Origin of the sequence: Nitrospira sp. NS4, from assembly GCF_049546785.1 — a bacterium.
Classification (GTDB): domain Bacteria; phylum Nitrospirota; class Nitrospiria; order Nitrospirales; family Nitrospiraceae; genus Nitrospira_D.
Map to the genome: position 1 here is coordinate 125,084 of NZ_JBMWAN010000004.1, position 17,412 is coordinate 142,495.

General features: G+C 62.5%; 14 protein-coding genes. All 14 read right to left on the bottom strand.

Annotated features, from left to right (window positions below):
* Nucleotides 1-4 precede the first annotated feature (4 nt).
* The 14 genes from ACO9S2_RS12520 to ACO9S2_RS12585 all read right to left on the bottom strand — a co-directional run bounded on the left by ACO9S2_RS12520 (nucleotide 5) and on the right by ACO9S2_RS12585 (nucleotide 17,398).
* Nucleotides 5-841, bottom strand: a complete 837-nt coding sequence (locus tag ACO9S2_RS12520) for a CpsD/CapB family tyrosine-protein kinase (protein ID WP_423722690.1) — start codon at nucleotides 839-841, stop codon at nucleotides 5-7.
* A gap of 24 nt (nucleotides 842-865) precedes the next feature.
* On the bottom strand, nucleotides 866-2,656 hold the full coding sequence (locus ACO9S2_RS12525; protein WP_423722691.1) for a Wzz/FepE/Etk N-terminal domain-containing protein: 1,791 nt from the start codon (nucleotides 2,654-2,656) through the stop codon (nucleotides 866-868).
* Nucleotides 2,638-3,873 (bottom strand): hypothetical protein, encoded by a 1,236-nt coding sequence (locus ACO9S2_RS12530; protein WP_423722693.1) that lies wholly within the window; start codon nucleotides 3,871-3,873, stop codon nucleotides 2,638-2,640. Before ACO9S2_RS12530 ends, ACO9S2_RS12525 begins: the two co-directional genes overlap by 19 nt.
* A gap of 4 nt (nucleotides 3,874-3,877) precedes the next feature.
* Nucleotides 3,878-4,477, bottom strand: coding sequence for a polysaccharide biosynthesis/export family protein (locus ACO9S2_RS12535; RefSeq protein ID WP_423722695.1), 600 nt, complete (start codon nucleotides 4,475-4,477; stop codon nucleotides 3,878-3,880).
* Nucleotides 4,474-6,861, bottom strand: a complete 2,388-nt coding sequence (locus tag ACO9S2_RS12540; RefSeq protein WP_423722697.1) for a tetratricopeptide repeat protein — start codon at nucleotides 6,859-6,861, stop codon at nucleotides 4,474-4,476. Before ACO9S2_RS12540 ends, ACO9S2_RS12535 begins: the two co-directional genes overlap by 4 nt.
* A 28-nt stretch (nucleotides 6,862-6,889) precedes the next feature.
* Nucleotides 6,890-8,518: a glycosyltransferase family 4 protein gene (locus ACO9S2_RS12545; RefSeq protein WP_423722698.1), complete on the bottom strand. Its 1,629-nt coding sequence runs from the start codon at nucleotides 8,516-8,518 to the stop codon at nucleotides 6,890-6,892.
* A gap of 13 nt (nucleotides 8,519-8,531) precedes the next feature.
* On the bottom strand, nucleotides 8,532-10,178 hold the full coding sequence (gene xrtD, locus ACO9S2_RS12550) for a VPLPA-CTERM-specific exosortase XrtD (protein ID WP_423722700.1): 1,647 nt from the start codon (nucleotides 10,176-10,178) through the stop codon (nucleotides 8,532-8,534).
* A 244-nt stretch (nucleotides 10,179-10,422) separates the two neighbouring features.
* Nucleotides 10,423-11,331 carry a hypothetical protein gene (locus ACO9S2_RS12555; RefSeq protein WP_423722701.1) on the bottom strand — a complete coding sequence of 303 codons (909 nt, stop codon included), beginning with the start codon at nucleotides 11,329-11,331 and terminating at the stop codon, nucleotides 10,423-10,425.
* Nucleotides 11,331-12,605 (bottom strand): glycosyltransferase family 4 protein, encoded by a 1,275-nt coding sequence (locus tag ACO9S2_RS12560; protein ID WP_423722703.1) that lies wholly within the window; start codon nucleotides 12,603-12,605, stop codon nucleotides 11,331-11,333. Before ACO9S2_RS12560 ends, ACO9S2_RS12555 begins: the two co-directional genes overlap by 1 nt.
* A 39-nt stretch (nucleotides 12,606-12,644) precedes the next feature.
* Nucleotides 12,645-13,484, bottom strand: a complete 840-nt coding sequence (locus ACO9S2_RS12565; protein ID WP_423722704.1) for a glycosyltransferase family 2 protein — start codon at nucleotides 13,482-13,484, stop codon at nucleotides 12,645-12,647.
* A gap of 25 nt (nucleotides 13,485-13,509) precedes the next feature.
* Entirely contained in the window at nucleotides 13,510-14,070 is a 561-nt protein-coding gene (locus ACO9S2_RS12570) for a putative colanic acid biosynthesis acetyltransferase (RefSeq protein ID WP_423722706.1), read from the bottom strand.
* Nucleotides 14,071-14,074: 4 nt separating this feature from the next.
* Nucleotides 14,075-14,710: a DapH/DapD/GlmU-related protein gene (locus tag ACO9S2_RS12575; protein ID WP_423722708.1), complete on the bottom strand. Its 636-nt coding sequence runs from the start codon at nucleotides 14,708-14,710 to the stop codon at nucleotides 14,075-14,077.
* Nucleotides 14,703-15,986: an O-antigen ligase family protein gene (locus tag ACO9S2_RS12580; protein ID WP_423722709.1), complete on the bottom strand. Its 1,284-nt coding sequence runs from the start codon at nucleotides 15,984-15,986 to the stop codon at nucleotides 14,703-14,705. The genes ACO9S2_RS12575 and ACO9S2_RS12580 overlap by 8 nt, the downstream gene beginning before the upstream one ends.
* Nucleotides 15,983-17,398, bottom strand: a complete 1,416-nt coding sequence (locus ACO9S2_RS12585; protein ID WP_423722711.1) for a lipid II flippase MurJ — start codon at nucleotides 17,396-17,398, stop codon at nucleotides 15,983-15,985. The genes ACO9S2_RS12580 and ACO9S2_RS12585 overlap by 4 nt, the downstream gene beginning before the upstream one ends.
* Nucleotides 17,399-17,412 lie beyond the last annotated feature (14 nt).

The window sequence follows — 17,412 nt, forward strand, 5'->3', positions numbered from 1 at the left end:
TCCGTCACCCCGAATAGGACAGGAGCAGGTCTTTCGCCCGGCCCGGCGTCATGTCGGCCCGACCGGATTTGTTCAAGACCCCCCCGAGAATCGGCACGCTCCCCTTCAGCAGCCCCATGGCGCGTTTCACATCCGTCGACGCCGTGCGGCCTTCCTCGACGACCAGGAGGAGCGCATCGATGTGCGGGACGAATCCGAGCACATCGGCCCGCGACAACAGGGGAGGCAAATCAAACACCAGCAGCCTGGCCGGATACCGGTGCCTCAGTTCCTCAACCAGCCCCGCCATCCTGGGCGAAGCCAGGGCCTCGGCGGAATTCCTGATCCCTCGTCCCCCGGGAAGAAAGACAAACCGGCCGATCCCCGGATGCACTAACAGCCGCTCCAGCGGAACGTTGTCAAAGAGATGCTCGGCCAAGCCCGGAGCGCTGTCCATGCCGAAGGCCTGGTGGACGCCGGGCCGGCGCATGTCCGCATCGACGAGCAGCACCGTGTGGGTTAGATCCATCGCCAGGGCGACAGACAGATTGACCGCCGTGAGCGTTTTCCCTTCGTGAGACGTCGGACTCGTGACGCCGACGACATTCCACCCTTTCTGACGGCACTGTTGCACGACCTGCGTCCGCAACAGCTTGTACGCATCGAGAAAGGGGCCTCCCTCACAGCCGGTGATGAGACGCTGGGCACGCACGGTGTGGTCGGTGAGTTCGACGGTTTTCGTCGCCGTATAGACGATGGCCGGTGGCACCGGCGAAGGGAATCCGGCGGGACGCCGGGGAGGTGCCTCCTCTGATCCTTGCTGCTGCTTGAACCGCTCCAGCGCCTGTTGCAGATATTCCATCGACCCTCTCCTCTTCTTCCCGGCTCAGCCAAGCTTTCGCCAGATCGAGTACCACAGCACATCCAGCGGCATCCAGGCCAGGTGCAGGATAACCGCACCGACCACCAGGACCCCGAGACCGGCGAGACCGAACGCCGCACGGCGGCGCACGAGATGCGCCACTTCGTCCTCCGACGGCAGATAGGGAATCACCGCCAGCGGGGCCGTCCCCATGGCGCGAGCCAGCTGTTCGGCCGTATGGATGGTCCGATCCACATTGTCCGCCGCCATGCCGGTTCCCACCCCTCCGGCGACCGCGAGAAACGCGCCCAGCAGCACAATCGCCAGGCGGTTGGGCCGATCGGGCTTCTCCGGCAGCTCAGGCGGATTGATCAGCGAGAACCGCTCGCCCTTCCGCTGCACTTCCAGCTCACCGGAGACCTGCGCCTCCATCAGCCGGGACGTGATCTCCTGATACTTACGGACAGAATTATCCCGATCCCGGACCAGATCCAGATACTCGGGCTCGACCGTCGGTGTCGTCTCCACACGCTTGGCGTATTCGGCCATGCGCCGCTTCAGATCTCCCCGTGCGGCTTCCAGCGACTGCAGCGAGGCCGTCGTTGACGCCAGCTGCGACTGAATATTGATATAAGCGGGATTCTCCGGCTTAACGGAGGAGAGTTTCTGGGGCTTGGCCGTCGCAGCCTGCAGTTCGCGTTCGAGCGAGGCCACTACGCCCTGAGAGCGCACCACATCGGGATGCGCCTCCCCCAGCCGTTCCAGCAAATCGGCGAGTGACGCCCGTTCCGCCATGAGACGCTTCGACAGTTCGTCCCGCCCGTCGGTCGCGCCCGGTTCCTTCTCCAGCGAGGAGAGTTCCTGTTTCATCTTGATGATATCGGGATGCTCGGGCGAGAGATACGCCGACATGCTGGCATATTGGGCGCGGAGCGCCTTCAACCGCTCGCCCGTATCCAGCAATCGTTCCCCGCTCGCGCTGATGATCGGCGTATGCGGCTTCAGCGAGGCCAACTCCCCTTCCAGATAGGTTTTCCGCTCCTTCAAACTTCTGATGTCCCGATCGGTGTCGATGACTTCCCGTTGCACCTGGCTCATCAGCTGCATGTTCAGTTGGACCAGCTCCGGCAGTGCGCCCTCGGCCCGCTGCTTCACCTCGGCGAGCTTCTGCTCCACCTCCTGAATGTGATGCGACAGGTTTTCAGACTCCCGTTTCAGGAACGACGTGGTTTCCTGTGCATGCCGCTCGCGGGTCTTGAGGTTTTCGCCCAGGAACAGGCTGGTCAACTCGTTCGCCACCTTCTGCGCCAGCTCTGGGCTCTCGCCGTCGTAGGCCAGCGTAAAGGCAATCGTGGCCTGGGTGGGATTCTGCGTCCGCCGGTCGATGACCTTCACATTCATCACGTCGATTTGGATGTCCTTGACGAACCGGCCCAGCACCTCTTCGGTCGGATTCCTTTTGCGAAGATCTTTGTAGAGATCGTATTGTTCGACGATCTTCCACAATGTCGACCGGCTCAAGACTTGCTGCTTGATGGTCTCGATCCGCTGATCGGCATAGGTCGCGATGGCCGAACGGACGAGGTCCGGCGGAATTTCCTGTTCCTCGATGAGAATAGTCGCCGTCGAGCGATACACCGCCGGCAGCAGAAATGCCAGCGCGGCGCTGGCCGCGAACAGCGCCGCGGCGACCGTGAGAATGAGGGTCTTGCGACGGCGCAGCTGGGCCAGATAGTCATGCACATCTTTGCCGGGAGCATCCACGGTTCTTGCTCCCTGTGGCGCCCGTCCGCCGGTCATCTCGACACCGCCCACTTCTGCCCTCCGTACGTCAGCATCACAAAGGTCGCATTGGAAAAATTCCACTGATTCAGACTGTCGACGGCGCGCTCCGAATACGTGTAGGCGACATCGACCGTCCACCATGGACTGATCTTCCACGACAGGCTCGGGTTCACATAGAGGAACTTCGACTCCGGCACGGAGCGGCTTGATGCATTCGTCACAATGCCTCCCACAAAATATAAGTTTCCCGCGAGAGACACCGTCAGGGTCTCGGTCAGGTTGTGAGACAGCACTCCGCCAACACGGTCGGTCCGCAGCAGAAGACCGTACCCGCTGGGATTGATGTCGCGGCCGGCCTCCAGCTGAATCACGGACCGCTCAAACCTCTTCTGCAGACTGGCCCTGTAGACCCAGACGGTCTCATGGTCGGTCAATGCCCCGCCTGGAATCTCCTGCGTCGCGCTCACGAACCGGATTCCTCCGGAGAGGGAACCGGTGATCTCGTGGCCGAAGTCATGTGTCCATCCGGCCTGCGCGCCGTAATAGGTCGAGTCTTGATTGATGGAGGGCATGCGGGCCAGCGTATACTCGCCGGTCAGTTGGACTTGGTCCAACGACCCGATGTTATAGGTCACTCCCGTTGTGCCGCCGTGAACCTGATAATCCACGAGGCCGAATTTCAATCCATCTTGATATTGCGCATCCATGAACTGATATGTGCTTTTCCAGGACAGCCGCTCCGTGATGCCGACGGTCCAGCTGGGCATCGCCGTCCACAGGCTTCGTTGGGTAAAGCCCAACACGAATCCCGTCTGCTTCAACTCGCTCATCAACGTGTTATCCCGCGTAAAACCACCCTCAAACCCCAATGTATGCCGGTCCGAGCGGTACGCCGTCCGAAGCGGGAAATACAGATTCGTCAGGCTTCTATCCTCGACGCCGTAGTATTGGACAAAATCGCTTTTGATGCTCCCTTCGACCTCCAACGATTCAGTACTGCCCTTGAACTTCAAGGCCGGACTGACCCAGTGCCCCCACACTTCGTTATCGCCCTCGAACAACAATAAATTACTGTTGTACTCGCCTTTCACGCTCAACGACGGCTCCATCGACCATTCAGCCGCGTCCGCCGCTCCTCTGAACGCGCTCGACAGCAGCATCACCACGCCGCACAATCCGGCCAATATATGCAGACACAGCCGGATCCCGATACGCACAGGCTTGAAGTCGACAGCCGGGAGTCCCATTCGGTCACGGCACCATCACCACGTCGCCGCGCTGCAACAGGAGGTTCTGCTTCAGGTCCTTGCCTTTCTGCACATCTCCGTACCGGAAGCGGAAGACCTGCTGATCGCCTCCGCCACGGCGCATGATCTTGATGTCGTTCTCGGACGCATAGGGCGTGAGGCCTCCTGCCAGACTCAGCGCCTGGAGCACATCCGTGTGGTGGCCGACCAGAAACTCTCCCGGCTTGTTGACACGCCCGAGGACATAGATACGGTAGCTCAGCACCTTGAGCACCGTGACCGTCACATTGGGAGTCGGGATAAACTTCACCAGGCGCTTCGCGATGTCGCTCCGGACCTCCTCCACCGTCCGGCCCGCCGCCGTGACCTCCCCGATGAGCGGGAACGTAATCATCCCGTCCGGGCGCACCACCGTTTCCTGCGTCAGCTGCTCATCTTTCCAGACCGAGATTTTCAACACATCCTCGGGACCCAGCAGGTAGGTGGGTTCCGCCCCCGTCTCCACAGCCCCCTGCACCGGGGTCGTGCCCAGACAGCCGCTTTCCAGACCGAGCATCAGACAGGCGAAGAGACACAGTAAGCCGATGCGTAGCGACAAGGTCATCCTGCAACCTCCGCCAGGAGCGCCCTGGCATCATCCAGTCCGTCGAACGGCTTCCCGGACGCCACGGCTTTCTTGAGATGCGCAATCGCGTCGGCGCGCTGCCCGGTCTTTGAATAGGCGGCGCCGAGATGGTAGTTCAGCACGGGATGGTCCGGCACCAGGGCCGCCGCCTGCTTCAACACCCGCACCGCATCCGGCCCGTGGCCCAGCTTGAGATGGGCCCAGCCGAGCGTATCGAGCAGATAGGGGCTGGGCGCCGCCGATTCAAACGGCCGGCTCAGCTCCAACGCCCGTTCCAGACTCTTGGGATCGCCCTTCTGGTCGATCAGCAGCGCCGCAAGATTATTCGCCGCCAGCAACGACTTCGGATTCCGTTGCAGCACCGCCTCGTACTGCCCGATCGCCTCCTCATACCGTCGCTGGGCGCCCAGGCTCGTCGCGAGCAACAACCGGAGCTGTTCGTTCTCGGCACCGGCCTCAACCCCTTTCAGCAGAACGGTATCGCCTTCCGCCATGCGTTTAGCCGCATAGTGTGAACGCGCCAGATGGACCCACGGAGTCGCCCATGTCGGATTGAGCCGCGCGGCCGCTTCGAAGTGCGACATCGCCGCGGAGGGATCCCCTTTCACCAGCAGCACCTCGCCGAGAAACCCGTCGGCATAGGGATGCCCCGGATGTGCCGCCAAGAGGGCTTCAAGCCGGGCCTGGGTTTGAGCAGCCTGGCCGCGATTCATCCCCAGCTGCACCAGGGCCAGGAGCGGCTCCGGGGCCAGGGGACGCTGCTCGGCGGCCCGGACATAGGCCGCCTCCGCCCGCTCCCATTGCTGTTGAGCCACCGCCAGGTGTCCCTCCGCCAAATCCGCAGCGGCCTGGTCTGCGCCGGCTGCCCGCAGCTTCGTCAATGTCTCCCGGCTCTGGCCCCACTCCTTCTCCTGCGCTTGCAGTTGAAACATCAGACCCAGCAGGGCGACGTTGCCCGGATCCTTGGCGGCGAGCGCATCGATCCGCTGACGGGCTTCCTTGATCCGCCCGGCGGACGCATCGAGTCTGGCCAGCAATGTCTGGGCGTCAGTCAAGCCGGGATTGAGCCCCACGGCTTTATCCAGGCTTTCACGCGCGAGCGTGGTTTCACCGGTCATCAGGTAGGCCCGGCCGAGCAACAGATACCCGTCAGCCGATTCCGGCTGGTCTTTCAACACGGACCGAAAGTCCTGTGTGGCATCCTTGCCGTTGCCGCGCTGGAGGGCGATCCTGCCCCGCAGAAGCAGCGCCTCCGCTGATCGGGAGTTTTCCTTCAGCACGTCCTGCAGCCGGCGCTCCGCGTCCTCGGTCTTGCCGGCGGCCCAATCGAGGCCCGCGAGCTTCACCTGAGCCTCGAGTCCTTCCGGCTTCTTCTGATACTGCTCCTGAATCGCCTGGTACGTCTCGCGCGCCTTGTCCGCCCGCTGAGTTGATTCGTACAACCCCCCGAGCGCGAACCACAGCTTGACGGCTCGCGGCAGTTCTTTGCGGGCCTCCAACAGCGAAGCTTCCGCCTGCTCCAACCCGCGCCGCTTGGCCACATACTCGACCAGCGCCAGCCGGCGCGTTTCGTTCTCCGGGTCGAGCCGGATCGCCTCCTTGAGCACCGCCTCGGCCTTGTCGTATTGCTGTTGCTGATCATAGAACGCCGCGTGCCGGAGCCGGTGATCGAGGATCTTGGGTTCCAGCGCAATGATGCGCTGCAACGTGGCATCCGCCTCAGCGGGCTTGCCGCCCCGCATATAGGTCATGGCCAGCGCGTCCAGCAATTCGATGCTCTCGGGATGCAGATCCAGGGCCTGCCGGAGCACCGGGACCGCGTCCGCCGTCCGTTCACGAGCCGTGTACAGCGACGCCAGCAACAACACGGGATCCATATCGGCCGGCACCTCGGCCTGCAACTGTTCCGCTAGCGTGATGGCCTCCTCGACCCGCCCCCCCACCGCCATGGCGGCAATCTTGAGAGAGCGCGCGCCGACGTGGCCTGGATGGCCGGCGAGCACGCGATCAGCCGCTTGGCCGACCATGTCCAGCGCCCGCGCTTCGAGGTAATACTTTCCCAGCTTGATCCAGGCCCGATCATGGTCGGGATTCAGCTCGACGACCTGCTGGTAATCCGCCACCGCATTTCGCCAGTTGCGCTCCTTTTCTTCGACTTGGGCATAGAGGAAGTAGGCCTCGGCATCCTTCGGGTCGATCTTGAGGACATTCCGCAGGGCCACACGGGCCTTCGGATAGTTCCCCTGTTGGAAGTATTCCTGCGCGCGGAGGCGATACTTGGCTTTGCGCTCTTCCGGGCCGCCGCAGCCGAACGACCCGGCCATCACCACTACCGCCAGCACGAGGGCCACACTCTGTTTCATGACGCCTGCCTCCCCTTCCGCGATCGGATCACGACCACCATGCCAGCCACACCAACCCGCCCAACATCCAGGCCGACACCCAGCCCAACCGGCTTGCCGCAGACGCGTAGATGTGGAGCAGCAGTTCGAACGAAAAGAACAACACGACCAGTCTTGCGGCAAGAAAGCTCACCGGCACCTCACCTACCGTCATGTCCGGCAAAAACGGCATGACCAGGGCCAGCGCGACAATCAAGTAGTCCAACGGCGTCGTCTGAAACCGGTCCGCATGGGCGAACCGGATGGTCAACACGACCAGTCCTGCCAGGAGGATGAACCCGATGTTGAGGGGGGCCATCATATCGGTTCCGGAAAGACGCGGAGAGACTTCACCGTAGTACATCAGACAGGTGCTCCCGACATACAGGCCCGCCCGCACCACCCACACTGTTCCGCGGCCCGCAACCATCGCCCCCACCACCGCCGCCAGCAGCCCCGCCGCGACGAATCCGGCATCCCAGGGAATTGCCTTGGGCATCGCCACCGACAGGATGAGATAGGCGGGCACCGCCACTCGCAGCGCCGTGAGCGCCCATACCCCGATCGGCAGTTGCAACGAACGACTCCCCGTTTGCATGGAGCGGACTCTTTCCGCGGGAGCCGTGACCGGCACAACCTGATCCGGTTTCCGAATGAACATCGAGAGAATCGCGGCGGCGCATAACAGATACACCCCCAGCAGCACGACATCGGACTGCCACCGCAAGACATAGGCGCAACTCACCATCACGCCATGAACAAGGTAGATCGCGGTGACGGCCTGGCCATGCGTCAATCCCCTGGCCAGCAGCTTGTGGTGAATGTGGTTGCGATCGCCGACGAACGGGGACCGGCCTTCCAAGAGGCGTTGTCCCATCACCCCGACCGTGTCCAAGAGAGGGACTCCCCAAATAAACAGCGCCAGCAACGGGCTGTAGACCGTCCTCGTCGAATCGGTCAGCAGAATCGCGGCCACGGCCAGATAGTGGCCGAGGAACTGGCTGCCCGCATCACCCATGAAAATCCTGGCCGGGTAGGTATTGAATCGCAGAAACCCCAACAGCCCTCCCAGGACCGATACCATCAGCAGCACCAGGAGCGGCTCGTTAGCTTGATAGGCCAGGTACGCAATGCCGGCGAAACTCATGAGCGACAACCCGCCGGCTAATCCGTCGAGCCCATCGGCCAGATTGACGGCGTTCGTCACCCCCAGAATCACCAACAGGGTGAGCGGAACGGCCACCCACCCGGGAAGCAGGACATCGTCCATGAACGGGATGGTGGACAGCCTGACACCAGCGAACCAAATGACGGTGGCAGCCGCCAGCGCCTGCCCGCCGAATTTCATCCGGTAATTGAGACCGACCCGGTCGTCCCACACCCCGAACAATAGGATGATGCCTCCGCCGAGCAGACTGGCGAGAACGAGCTGATCCTTCGGCGCCCACACCAGGACGGCGGCAATGGTGGCGACCGCGAAGGCAATCCCCCCGACCTTGGCGATCGGGGCCGCGTGCATCCGGCGCTCGCGCGGCACGTCGATGAACTGGAAGCGCCAGGCCGACGCGGTCAACGCCGGGATCAGCGCCATGCAGATGATCAACGAGCCCATGAAGCTCAAAAATACCGCCGTCCCCATCGCGCCTTACACCTCAGTCCGGAACATAGCGGCCCAACAACGGCGTCACGAAACCGGCCATCGTCTGCAAACGCCCGTCGGCGATCGCCTCGGATTCGCCGGCATGGACCGCCGACACGAGACGCACCAGTGCGCCGTCGGCCCGATGCCGCGTCAAGGAGTCCCAAAAGAGAAACCACTTCACGAGATACTCGCTGGTAACCCAGCGATCGCGCTGCTTGAACCAGTAGTACACGATCTGTTTCTGGCCGCCCTTCTGAATCGCGACCCGGTTGACGTCCAGGGTCTGAGCGGTTCCGGCATGATGGTCCACCCGTACCGTGTCGAACGACGTAATCTCCCAACCTCCGCCCGGAATGCATTGTCTCGGCGAGTGCGACGACCGGCCTTTCTTCGGAGACTGGTAATAGGCCACGTACACATTGACCGGAAGCTTCCCGACCGCGCTGTAGTCCGCCAGCACGTAATCGTCCACTTGCAAGGCCTCGAGGTACTGCCGCTCCATGGCGGAAGAGACGCCCTGCCATTCGCCCAGCTGCGACGGAAAGTCCAGCAACGACTGCCGCGCAGGAGGCGGAAAATCCTGCGGAGCGAACGACGGCGCGGCAACAGCCGCCAGTACGAGCAGAATTCCTCCCGCCAGCACGGGACCCGACGCCACGCGAACGGCGGACGGGTGAACGGAACGTCGCGAAAACGATCCGCCTGTCTCAACCGGCGGGGAACCGATCAATTCCCCGAAGGGACGGCGAGAAGCGGAAGAACCGACTCGTGCCAGGCACCACATCTCAACCCAGAGCAGGCCCAAACTCGCCACGAAGAAAATCCATCCCTCGAAGAAGTGGCTGAAGCCTTCAGCCGCACCCTGCCCGTAAATCTCAACCAACACTCCGATCGCCCCGATCCGGAAGCCGTTCAGAAGAATTGAGATCGGAATACTGGACAAGAACAGCAGCACCCGCTTCCAGAGAGATTCACGGTAGAGATAAGCGCAGAGCAGCGTGAGGGCCGTGAGCGGGAACAGATACCGGAGTCCGCTGCAGGCCTCGACCACCTGTAACTGGATCGGCCCCAGATCGATCACGTTGCCTTCCCGATAGGCCACCACGCCGATGAGCTGGAGACAACCGACGCCCAGCGCAGAGGACAGCAGCTGGAGACGGCTTGATAATTCCTGATGAAGAAATTCCGGCAAGGGAATCGCTGTAAGAAGATAGAAGAGTGGAAACGCGATCAGGGCGACCCCCGATGTTCCCACCACACACGTGATCAGTCCGACAAGCACCAGCCACAGCGAGCCATGCACGACCGCATACATGGCGGCAAACTCGCCGACCGCATAGAGGAGCAGCCCGACGAAGACGATCGGAATCCCCCACCAGAAGCCACGCCGCTCAATAGCCTGCAGCTGAGTCCAGCGAAGCCAGACCAGATAAAGCGAAATCAACGGAATAAACGGCCCATGGCTGTAGTTGTCATTTTCCAGCCAGGCCTGCCCGAGGAATCGCAGACTGTCTGCGTAGAGATAGCCCAGGAGCATTACGGCGACAGCCAGGAAGCCCCACGACGCCCAGCTCCCCTTGCCCATCGGAAGCGCAACCGGGGCAATGCCGGAAGGCGGAGACAGCGGAGTCCCCTCTGTTCTCGATTGAACGCTCATCGCGAGCCCCTCATCCCGTCTCGTCTTCCTCGGGGAAGTACACATCGACTTTGGCCGATCATCAGGCTTGTCAGTCTATCGCTCACCGGTCGAGCGATGGCATCGCGAATATCAAGTTTGTGTTAACGAAATGTTAAAACAAAGGGAGGGAAGGATGAGTCAGAGGATCTCGGGTATGACTCTGCCATGCCTCAAGATCTGCATCGGAAGGACAGAGTCCTGCAAAATCAAACCCTTCACTCAGCTAATGAACCGTGCGATCTGCGGACGGACCGGGGGCAGGTGGCTCCAGTCGCTTGAGAAACCGTTTCGTCACTTGCCACCAGGGGGCCTCGTCGTTCCAGGAATCCGGCCCGTTCTCTCCCCAGCCTCCCCAGATCACGACGCCATCCGCATGCTGGTAAACCGTATTCAACTGCAGCTCCCAGTAGTCCGGATCGAGCGGACGATGGCCGAGCAATCGATTGGATTCATGGTACTGCGGCCAGAGAAACGCATAGACCGGCTTCCCATGCGCTTTCCGTCTGGCTTCCGTGATCTGGGCGACCGCATAGGTCACCCACCCCTGCCGGTCAGGATAGAAGGTATACAGAGAGGGAAATAACGCGTCGACCCGCTGACTGATCCCCTCCAACCGATCGTTGTCCTGCTGCCAGGATCGAAACTCCGCGCCCGCAGGATCGCGAATGGCGCGCCAGTAGTCCGGTAGCGGTACCGTGCCGTAGACGCCGAATGACACGCCGGGCGCCTCCTCCTTGGCCCACGACAGCACGGAGAGAAACTTGGCGACCGCCGATTGCACCGCGGCCCCCTCTCCCTTGAGCGGCCATCGTTCGATATCGATGACCACCGGCTCCCGTGAGGCGCGCAGTTCGTTCGCGAGAGACCGCACCATGACCTCGGGCGGCATGGCAGCAGGCGACTGGTTGGCGACGAAGAGACGCGACTCATATAACACCGTGATAGGCCGAATGTGATAAGTCCCGAGCGCGGGCTTGTCCTTGTAGAGCGTGGCATCGAAAACCACGAACGGCCGCTTGTCGGCGGCCGTCACCGGCGGATCGCTCGCTGCAGGATGGCGGGGCAACAAGATGCCCGCCACGGCCGCGGCGACGAAAACACACAGCACCGGTCTCAGCCGATCCCAAGCCATTACTTGTCCCCGACTGCAACCGGAATCTTTTGCGCTACCCCCTCATCGCTCCTGAGTGCGGCAGCGAGGACGGCCTCCAGAAGCGCCCGCCAGGTCTGCAAGGCATGCGCGCGTGCATACTGCCGGTCGAATGCGCGCCGCGCGCGCAGCCCTGCTTCGATCACCTGATGCCGCTCGTCAGAAAGGGACAGGATCCTTCCGGCCAGCCCCTCCGCATTGCCGATAGAGAAGCTCCACCCGCATTGTTCGCGCTGCAGAATGCGGGAGATCTCTCCATCGGGATCGCCGACATAGATAACCGGACGGCCCGCTGCGGCGATCCCGTAGAACTTGCTGGGCACGATCAGGCCTTCCAAAGCCGGCCGCAGCGAAATCAGATGGACATCCGGCAGGCTCAGGCTCCACCGCAAACGATCGGCGGGCTGATAGGGACGGAACTGCACGTTGGTCAGGCCGCGCGCCGCCACTTCGGCTTCGAGCCAGCAACGACCGGCTCCGTCGCCGATGAACAGGAAGACGACCTCTTCCGCCGCTTTGAGCAGATCGGCGGCTTCGACCATGGTCTGAAACTCGTGGACCTGGCCCATGTTGCCGGAATACCCCAATACGAACTTGCCCTCCAGTTGCCACTCGCGCACCAGCGGATTGTCTTCCTTAAGAACCGGCCGGATGAGATCCCCATCCGCCCAGTTCTCGATGACTGTGATGCGGTCTGACGGAACCCCTTCGTCACGGAGACGTTGCGCCATGATCGTGCCAAGCACAACATTCGCCTGAGCTTTCCGTAAGGAGCCGTTACGCACGCGTCTCAACAGCGGGGCCACATACCGCACGCCGGACACATCCAGCACCCCGGCCACCTCCGGGAACAGATCCTGAACCCAATTCACCAGCAGCCCCCGCTTGAGCGCGACCGCCCATGCGGCACAGACCGACATCATGGGAGGGTCGGTCTTGGCCACCACCACATCGCTCGGCCGGATCGATCGCAGCAACCGCCATGTCGCGCCGGCGTAAAAGGTCAGATAGTCCAGCATCCGTCCCCAGAGGCTGCCACGGCCGAAGCGCGAGGTACGCACCCTGTGGACATGCACGCCCCGAATCACTTCCTCGGAGAGGAGCGACGCCCGGGGATCGGTATAGAGCTGCCCGCCGGTGATCACATGAATGTCCTGCCCGCGGGATGCCAGGTCGAACGCCAGGTCGCTCAGCAATTGACTTGTCGCCGAGTGATCGGGATAAAAGTAGCGATTGACAAAAATGGTCTTGCCCATACGTATCCGGAGGGGCAGAGTCTGCCGCCCCGGCTCCTCTCAGATCGGCAGCCCGCGCGCCCGCCGCTCGAGTTCCCGCATCTTCAGCACGATCAGATATTCGTAAAAGGATTGCAGCACGCAATAGGTGAACCCGGCCCGGCCATCCATGAATCCCCTCTGCCACACGAACAAGTAGACAAACTTGATGAAGGGGCGCCAGGGCAGCCGGAACGACAGGTTCTTGAGTGCCCGGCGGCGCAGCGCACGGTCGCGGCTGAAGAGCCCGGGCTGCGCCTCCGAGGACTGCGAGGGCTGACCGAGCAGCTTCATCCCCTCGTGCGCCTCCAGTTGCGAATAGCGGTTATGCTTATCGATCCACTCCGAAATGCCCTTGCTGAAGTTGTAATGCACCAGCATCCCGCGCAAATACCCGTGCGGGCCGTCGATGACGGGAACCGGGTTGACCAGCCGCTCGAATCGGACATGAGAAGGACGAAACAGCCGCATAATCATGCCGGGCGGCATCGCATGCCTGATCCAGCGGCCCATAAACATGTTCCGGCGACCGCAGTAGTAGGCCACGGCGCTCAGGCCCGGGTCCCGCGCGATCGAGGCCAGTTCGTCCTTCAACTCCTCCGTCATCCGTTCGTCCGCATCGAGATAAAACACCCAGGGGTGTTTGAACGGAATCTGCTCGAGTGCCCAATTCTGATGGGCGGACCAATTGTCGAAGCGGCGCTGCACGACTCGCGCACCCATTCCCTCCGCAATCTTCACCGTCCCGTCGCTGCTGAACGAGTCCAGCACCACAATGTCGTCGGACCATTGCACCGACCCGAGACACTCAGGCAGGTTGGCCTCCTCGTTCAGCGTCAGGATGAGAATCGATACGCTCATGATGCTGCCTCGTTCGCGACGGGGCTCATGCTGACTCCTTCGGCGGCGCATATTTCTTGATGATGCGGGCGGGATTCCCGCCGACCACCGTCCAGGGATCGACGTGGCGAAACACACTCGCGCGCGCCCCGACCACCGCCCCTTCGCCGATCATCACCCCGGGCCCGACGAACGCATCGGCAGCCACCCACGCCCGCCGCCCGATTCTGATCGGAGCCGTGATGACCGGCATGGCCTTCACCGTATAGTCATGGCCGGCAGTACAGAGAAAGGCGTATTGACTGACCGTGGCATAGGGTTCGAGCGTGATCCGATCGACGGCATAACAATCGACATGATCCCCGAGACAACTCCCTTCCTCCATCGAGAGATTCCATGGGGCCCAGATCCTGGCCGATGGATACGGATGCGCGCCCCGCTCAATGCGCGCTCCAAACAGCCGAAGCAGCCAGCGCCGCCAGGCGTGGAACGGCCGTGGGCTGGGACGGAAGAACACGAGCCAGACGGCCGTCCACAATACCCGGCCGATGCGATTCTGGTACGAGTGCGGACTGGGAAACGATTGAACCGGCAACTCCCTCTGCATCCTGTTACCTCAATGGCCCCGGATGTGGGCCCCGTTTGGTCGGCCGCGTCAGCATGGCCTCATGGATGGCTCGTTCCCGCTCATCGAACCGGTAGCGGAGCACCCGGGCCGGGACCCCGGCGACCACCGCATAGGGCGGGACATCCTTCGTCACCACGGCCCCGGCGCCGACCACCGCCCCGTTGCCGATCGCAATCCCCCGGAGCACAATCGCTCCATGGCCGATCAGCACATCCAGGCCGATCCTCGTGACACAGGACGGCGGACGGCCGGAAAAGACGATCGGCGTCCCGGGAATATCGTAATTGTGATCGGCCCCGACAATTGAGACATAGGCCGACAGCGAGGAGTAATGTCCGACGTGCACGCGCGGCGGCAGCTGGCAGTACGGGCCGATGTAGACATAATCCCCGGCGACGAAACCCGAACCGATACTCACCGCCTTGCCTACGTGGAATCCTCTGCCGACGAGCGCCCCCCGGTATCGCAGACGAACCAGCAGCCACGCCCGGACCCGCTTGAGAACTTCTTTGCCCTTCTCCACGAGAGAACCGGGCCGCTCCGCGACAGAATCCCGTCCGATCCCCGGCATGAGACCTTCCCGCGTTTCACAGGGCATATCGGATCCGCGATTACCCATGTCCGTAACCCTCCTCCCATGGTTCACCGACAGCCACGTCATCCAGAGGCTCGGGCACCCACTCATCCGATTCGGCTTCAGGCCCTTCCATTGCCCCAGGCCTCATCACGCTCACGAGAAACAGGAGCGAGGTCGGATTGCCGACATTGATCAGATACCGCTCGAAGATCGCAAGCAGGATATACCCGACACAGAGCCCCAATAAAATGCTTTGGACGAACGCCCGGCCCGGGTCACGTGAGTCGGCCCATAACAGATGCAGCCCCCGCACAACCAGATACAGCACGCCGAGAAATCCGAGCACCCCGACTTCCGCCAGCGTCGCGAGATACCCGTTGTGCGCCGAGGTGTCGGCCTTCAGAAGATGTTCATGGGCGCGGAACCCCACTCCGAGCACGGGATTGCGCACAAATAACTCCCACGTCCCCTTCCAGGCCGTCACCCGCCCCGACGCCCCCGAACTGATGCCGCGATCGGCGCTGCTCAGCGCATAGAAACGATCTGCGGTCTTGTAGAGCAGATCGCCGTATGCGATCGTCACGCCGACCGCCAACAGGAGCGCCATCCCGGCGAACAACAGCACCGGCCGACGGCGGGCCCGGAGGCGACGCCACAGCACCAACACCAGCCCCACCACCGCAGCCCCCGCCGCCGCCCGCGAGCTGGTCAGGACAATGATCCCGGCAACCGGTCCCATCACCGCGAGACGGAGCACCAAGGTCCTGATCGACATCGACGCAAGCAGGACCGACGTGGACACGAGCGCGACCGTATTGGGATTCAGCACATCCTTGCCGTTGCCCAGGCGCGTCCCCGGCACATAGTCGTACCAGGCAAACCCGGCCAGTAAACCGGTCATGAGAACGGCGAACACTTTCAATCCCCATTCATATTGATCGGCATCCAGATTCGAGTTGAATTGCAACGCCAGCCAGATGCCCGCCAGAGTCAGCACGACGTAGCCGGTCGAGAGCAGGGCAACCGGACTCATGAAACTGGAGAGGGCCGAGGCCGCCCCGAAGAGAATCAGACCGCCGGTCGCCGCAAACGGCATCGATCGCGGAACGAAACGGCACCCCCCCATCGCAAAGTACAGAACCGGCCATAGCACAGCGGCGCCGAGCAGCACCATGGAGGCCGTCCCTTCATGGGCTCTCTCCAGCCGCCCTCCGAGTGAGGCCGCAAAGACCCCGCTGAGCCAGAGCCCCAACACCAGGCCCACCTGAGTCCCCCGTGGAGCGGTTTCGCTGAAGTCATCTTCCGGGTGAATGCTCATGCGGACCTCATGTGCATCGCCAATCGACTCCCCATCGTCACACTGGTCGCTACCTCACCCGCCACGATCGCGAGGGCCAGCCCTTGCACCCCGATACTGGGCACGAGCACCGCTCCGAGCCCGGCCAGCACTAGCCACTGCAGACTGAGCCCCACAATGGGCGTGCGATAATCCGCCAGCGCGTAACAGGAATTGCGGAACACCCGACTAAGGCTCATGAAGGGCAGCGCCCACACGGTAATCGACAGAATGGAGGCGGTGAAGCGGGCATGCTCAAGCGAAAACTTGCCGCGCATAAAGACCAGCTCCACGATCGACTCCGCGCACACCGTCACGATGGCTACCACCGAGACGCTGATCCCCAGCAACAGCAGTCCCTGCTTCCGGAGGATCGCCAGGCCGGTCCTCCGGTCTTCCCTAAAAGCGTCCACCATCCGGGGAAATGTCATCGTCGTCATCGGGATCACCAGCAGCGACAGCGGCACAGAGACGATCGTGCTCGCATAGAAGAACCCGGCGATCGAGCCTCCCGGAAGCGAAGAGGCCAGGCTTCGCTCTGTTACCGCCACCGCCGCATACACCACCTCGCCCAACAGAATCGTGCCTGCCGCCGCCCAAAGCACGAACCACCCGTCACGGGCAGTGGCCATTGCCCCCGACGATGTACACGACGTCAATCTGACAAGCTGAACGGCGAAGAGAAGCATCACGAGCAGATTTCCCGCAGCTACGCCCAGGATCAGCGCATCGATCCCCAGCCTCTCAGACAGAAACGTGATCGATGCGATCGAACAGACCGAGATGATGGATCCGGCCGCAAACCCTGGAGCGAACACGCCCAGCACCGCAAGCGCACCGCGAAGCAGGCCAGCGGTGCTGGCAAACACGATCGGCGCCGTCAGCCAATGGAGCATCCGCACGCCAGACGTCGCTTGCACGGCATCGAAATGCGGAAAGAGGCTGCGCAACAAGAACCCTCCGCTCCCCAACAGAAACGCCACCACCGCGAGATTCACGAGACACAAGCCGCACAGGGCCGGCTTCAACGACCGGCTGACAGCGGCGGCGGTGCCATCGCGCCTCCCCCTGGAAATGAACGCCGTCTCCAGCGCATTGCCGATCTGCGCGCCAAAGAACAGATGCAGAGTCATGACGGCGACAAAAACGTCCAGCTGCGGGCTCACACCGAACGTGGAAGCGATCGTGAGTTCACGCGCAAAGCCGACCGCAAGGCCAAAGGCTGTCAGCAGGGAATACCCGGACAGCTGACAAAGAGGGCGCACGCCGTCGGCAACGGCGCGCCGCAGTCTCTCGACAGGGGCCCCACCCTGGTCCGGAACGACCGTCCTGTTCGGCGAGACAACGGAGCGGAGCGATGAAGACATTGGCGACGCCACCATTCGAACAGACACGCCCTACTCCTCCG

What these genes read in the sequence shown, in the direction of transcription:
- ACO9S2_RS12520 (WP_423722690.1), bottom strand. Translation starts at nt 841, where the DNA reads ATGGAATATCTGCAACAGGCGCTGGAGCGGTTCAAGCAGCAGCAAGGA.
- ACO9S2_RS12530 (WP_423722693.1), bottom strand. Translation starts at nt 3,873, where the DNA reads ATGGGACTCCCGGCTGTCGACTTCAAGCCTGTGCGTATCGGGATCCGG.
- ACO9S2_RS12535 (WP_423722695.1), bottom strand. Translation starts at nt 4,477, where the DNA reads ATGACCTTGTCGCTACGCATCGGCTTACTGTGTCTCTTCGCCTGTCTG.
- ACO9S2_RS12540 (WP_423722697.1), bottom strand. Translation starts at nt 6,861, where the DNA reads ATGAAACAGAGTGTGGCCCTCGTGCTGGCGGTAGTGGTGATGGCCGGG.
- ACO9S2_RS12545 (WP_423722698.1), bottom strand. Translation starts at nt 8,518, where the DNA reads ATGGGGACGGCGGTATTTTTGAGCTTCATGGGCTCGTTGATCATCTGC.
- xrtD (WP_423722700.1), bottom strand. Translation starts at nt 10,178, where the DNA reads ATGAGCGTTCAATCGAGAACAGAGGGGACTCCGCTGTCTCCGCCTTCC.
- ACO9S2_RS12555 (WP_423722701.1), bottom strand. Translation starts at nt 11,331, where the DNA reads ATGGCTTGGGATCGGCTGAGACCGGTGCTGTGTGTTTTCGTCGCCGCG.
- ACO9S2_RS12560 (WP_423722703.1), bottom strand. Translation starts at nt 12,605, where the DNA reads ATGGGCAAGACCATTTTTGTCAATCGCTACTTTTATCCCGATCACTCG.
- ACO9S2_RS12565 (WP_423722704.1), bottom strand. Translation starts at nt 13,484, where the DNA reads ATGAGCGTATCGATTCTCATCCTGACGCTGAACGAGGAGGCCAACCTG.
- ACO9S2_RS12570 (WP_423722706.1), bottom strand. Translation starts at nt 14,070, where the DNA reads ATGCAGAGGGAGTTGCCGGTTCAATCGTTTCCCAGTCCGCACTCGTAC.
- ACO9S2_RS12575 (WP_423722708.1), bottom strand. Translation starts at nt 14,710, where the DNA reads ATGGGTAATCGCGGATCCGATATGCCCTGTGAAACGCGGGAAGGTCTC.
- ACO9S2_RS12580 (WP_423722709.1), bottom strand. Translation starts at nt 15,986, where the DNA reads ATGAGCATTCACCCGGAAGATGACTTCAGCGAAACCGCTCCACGGGGG.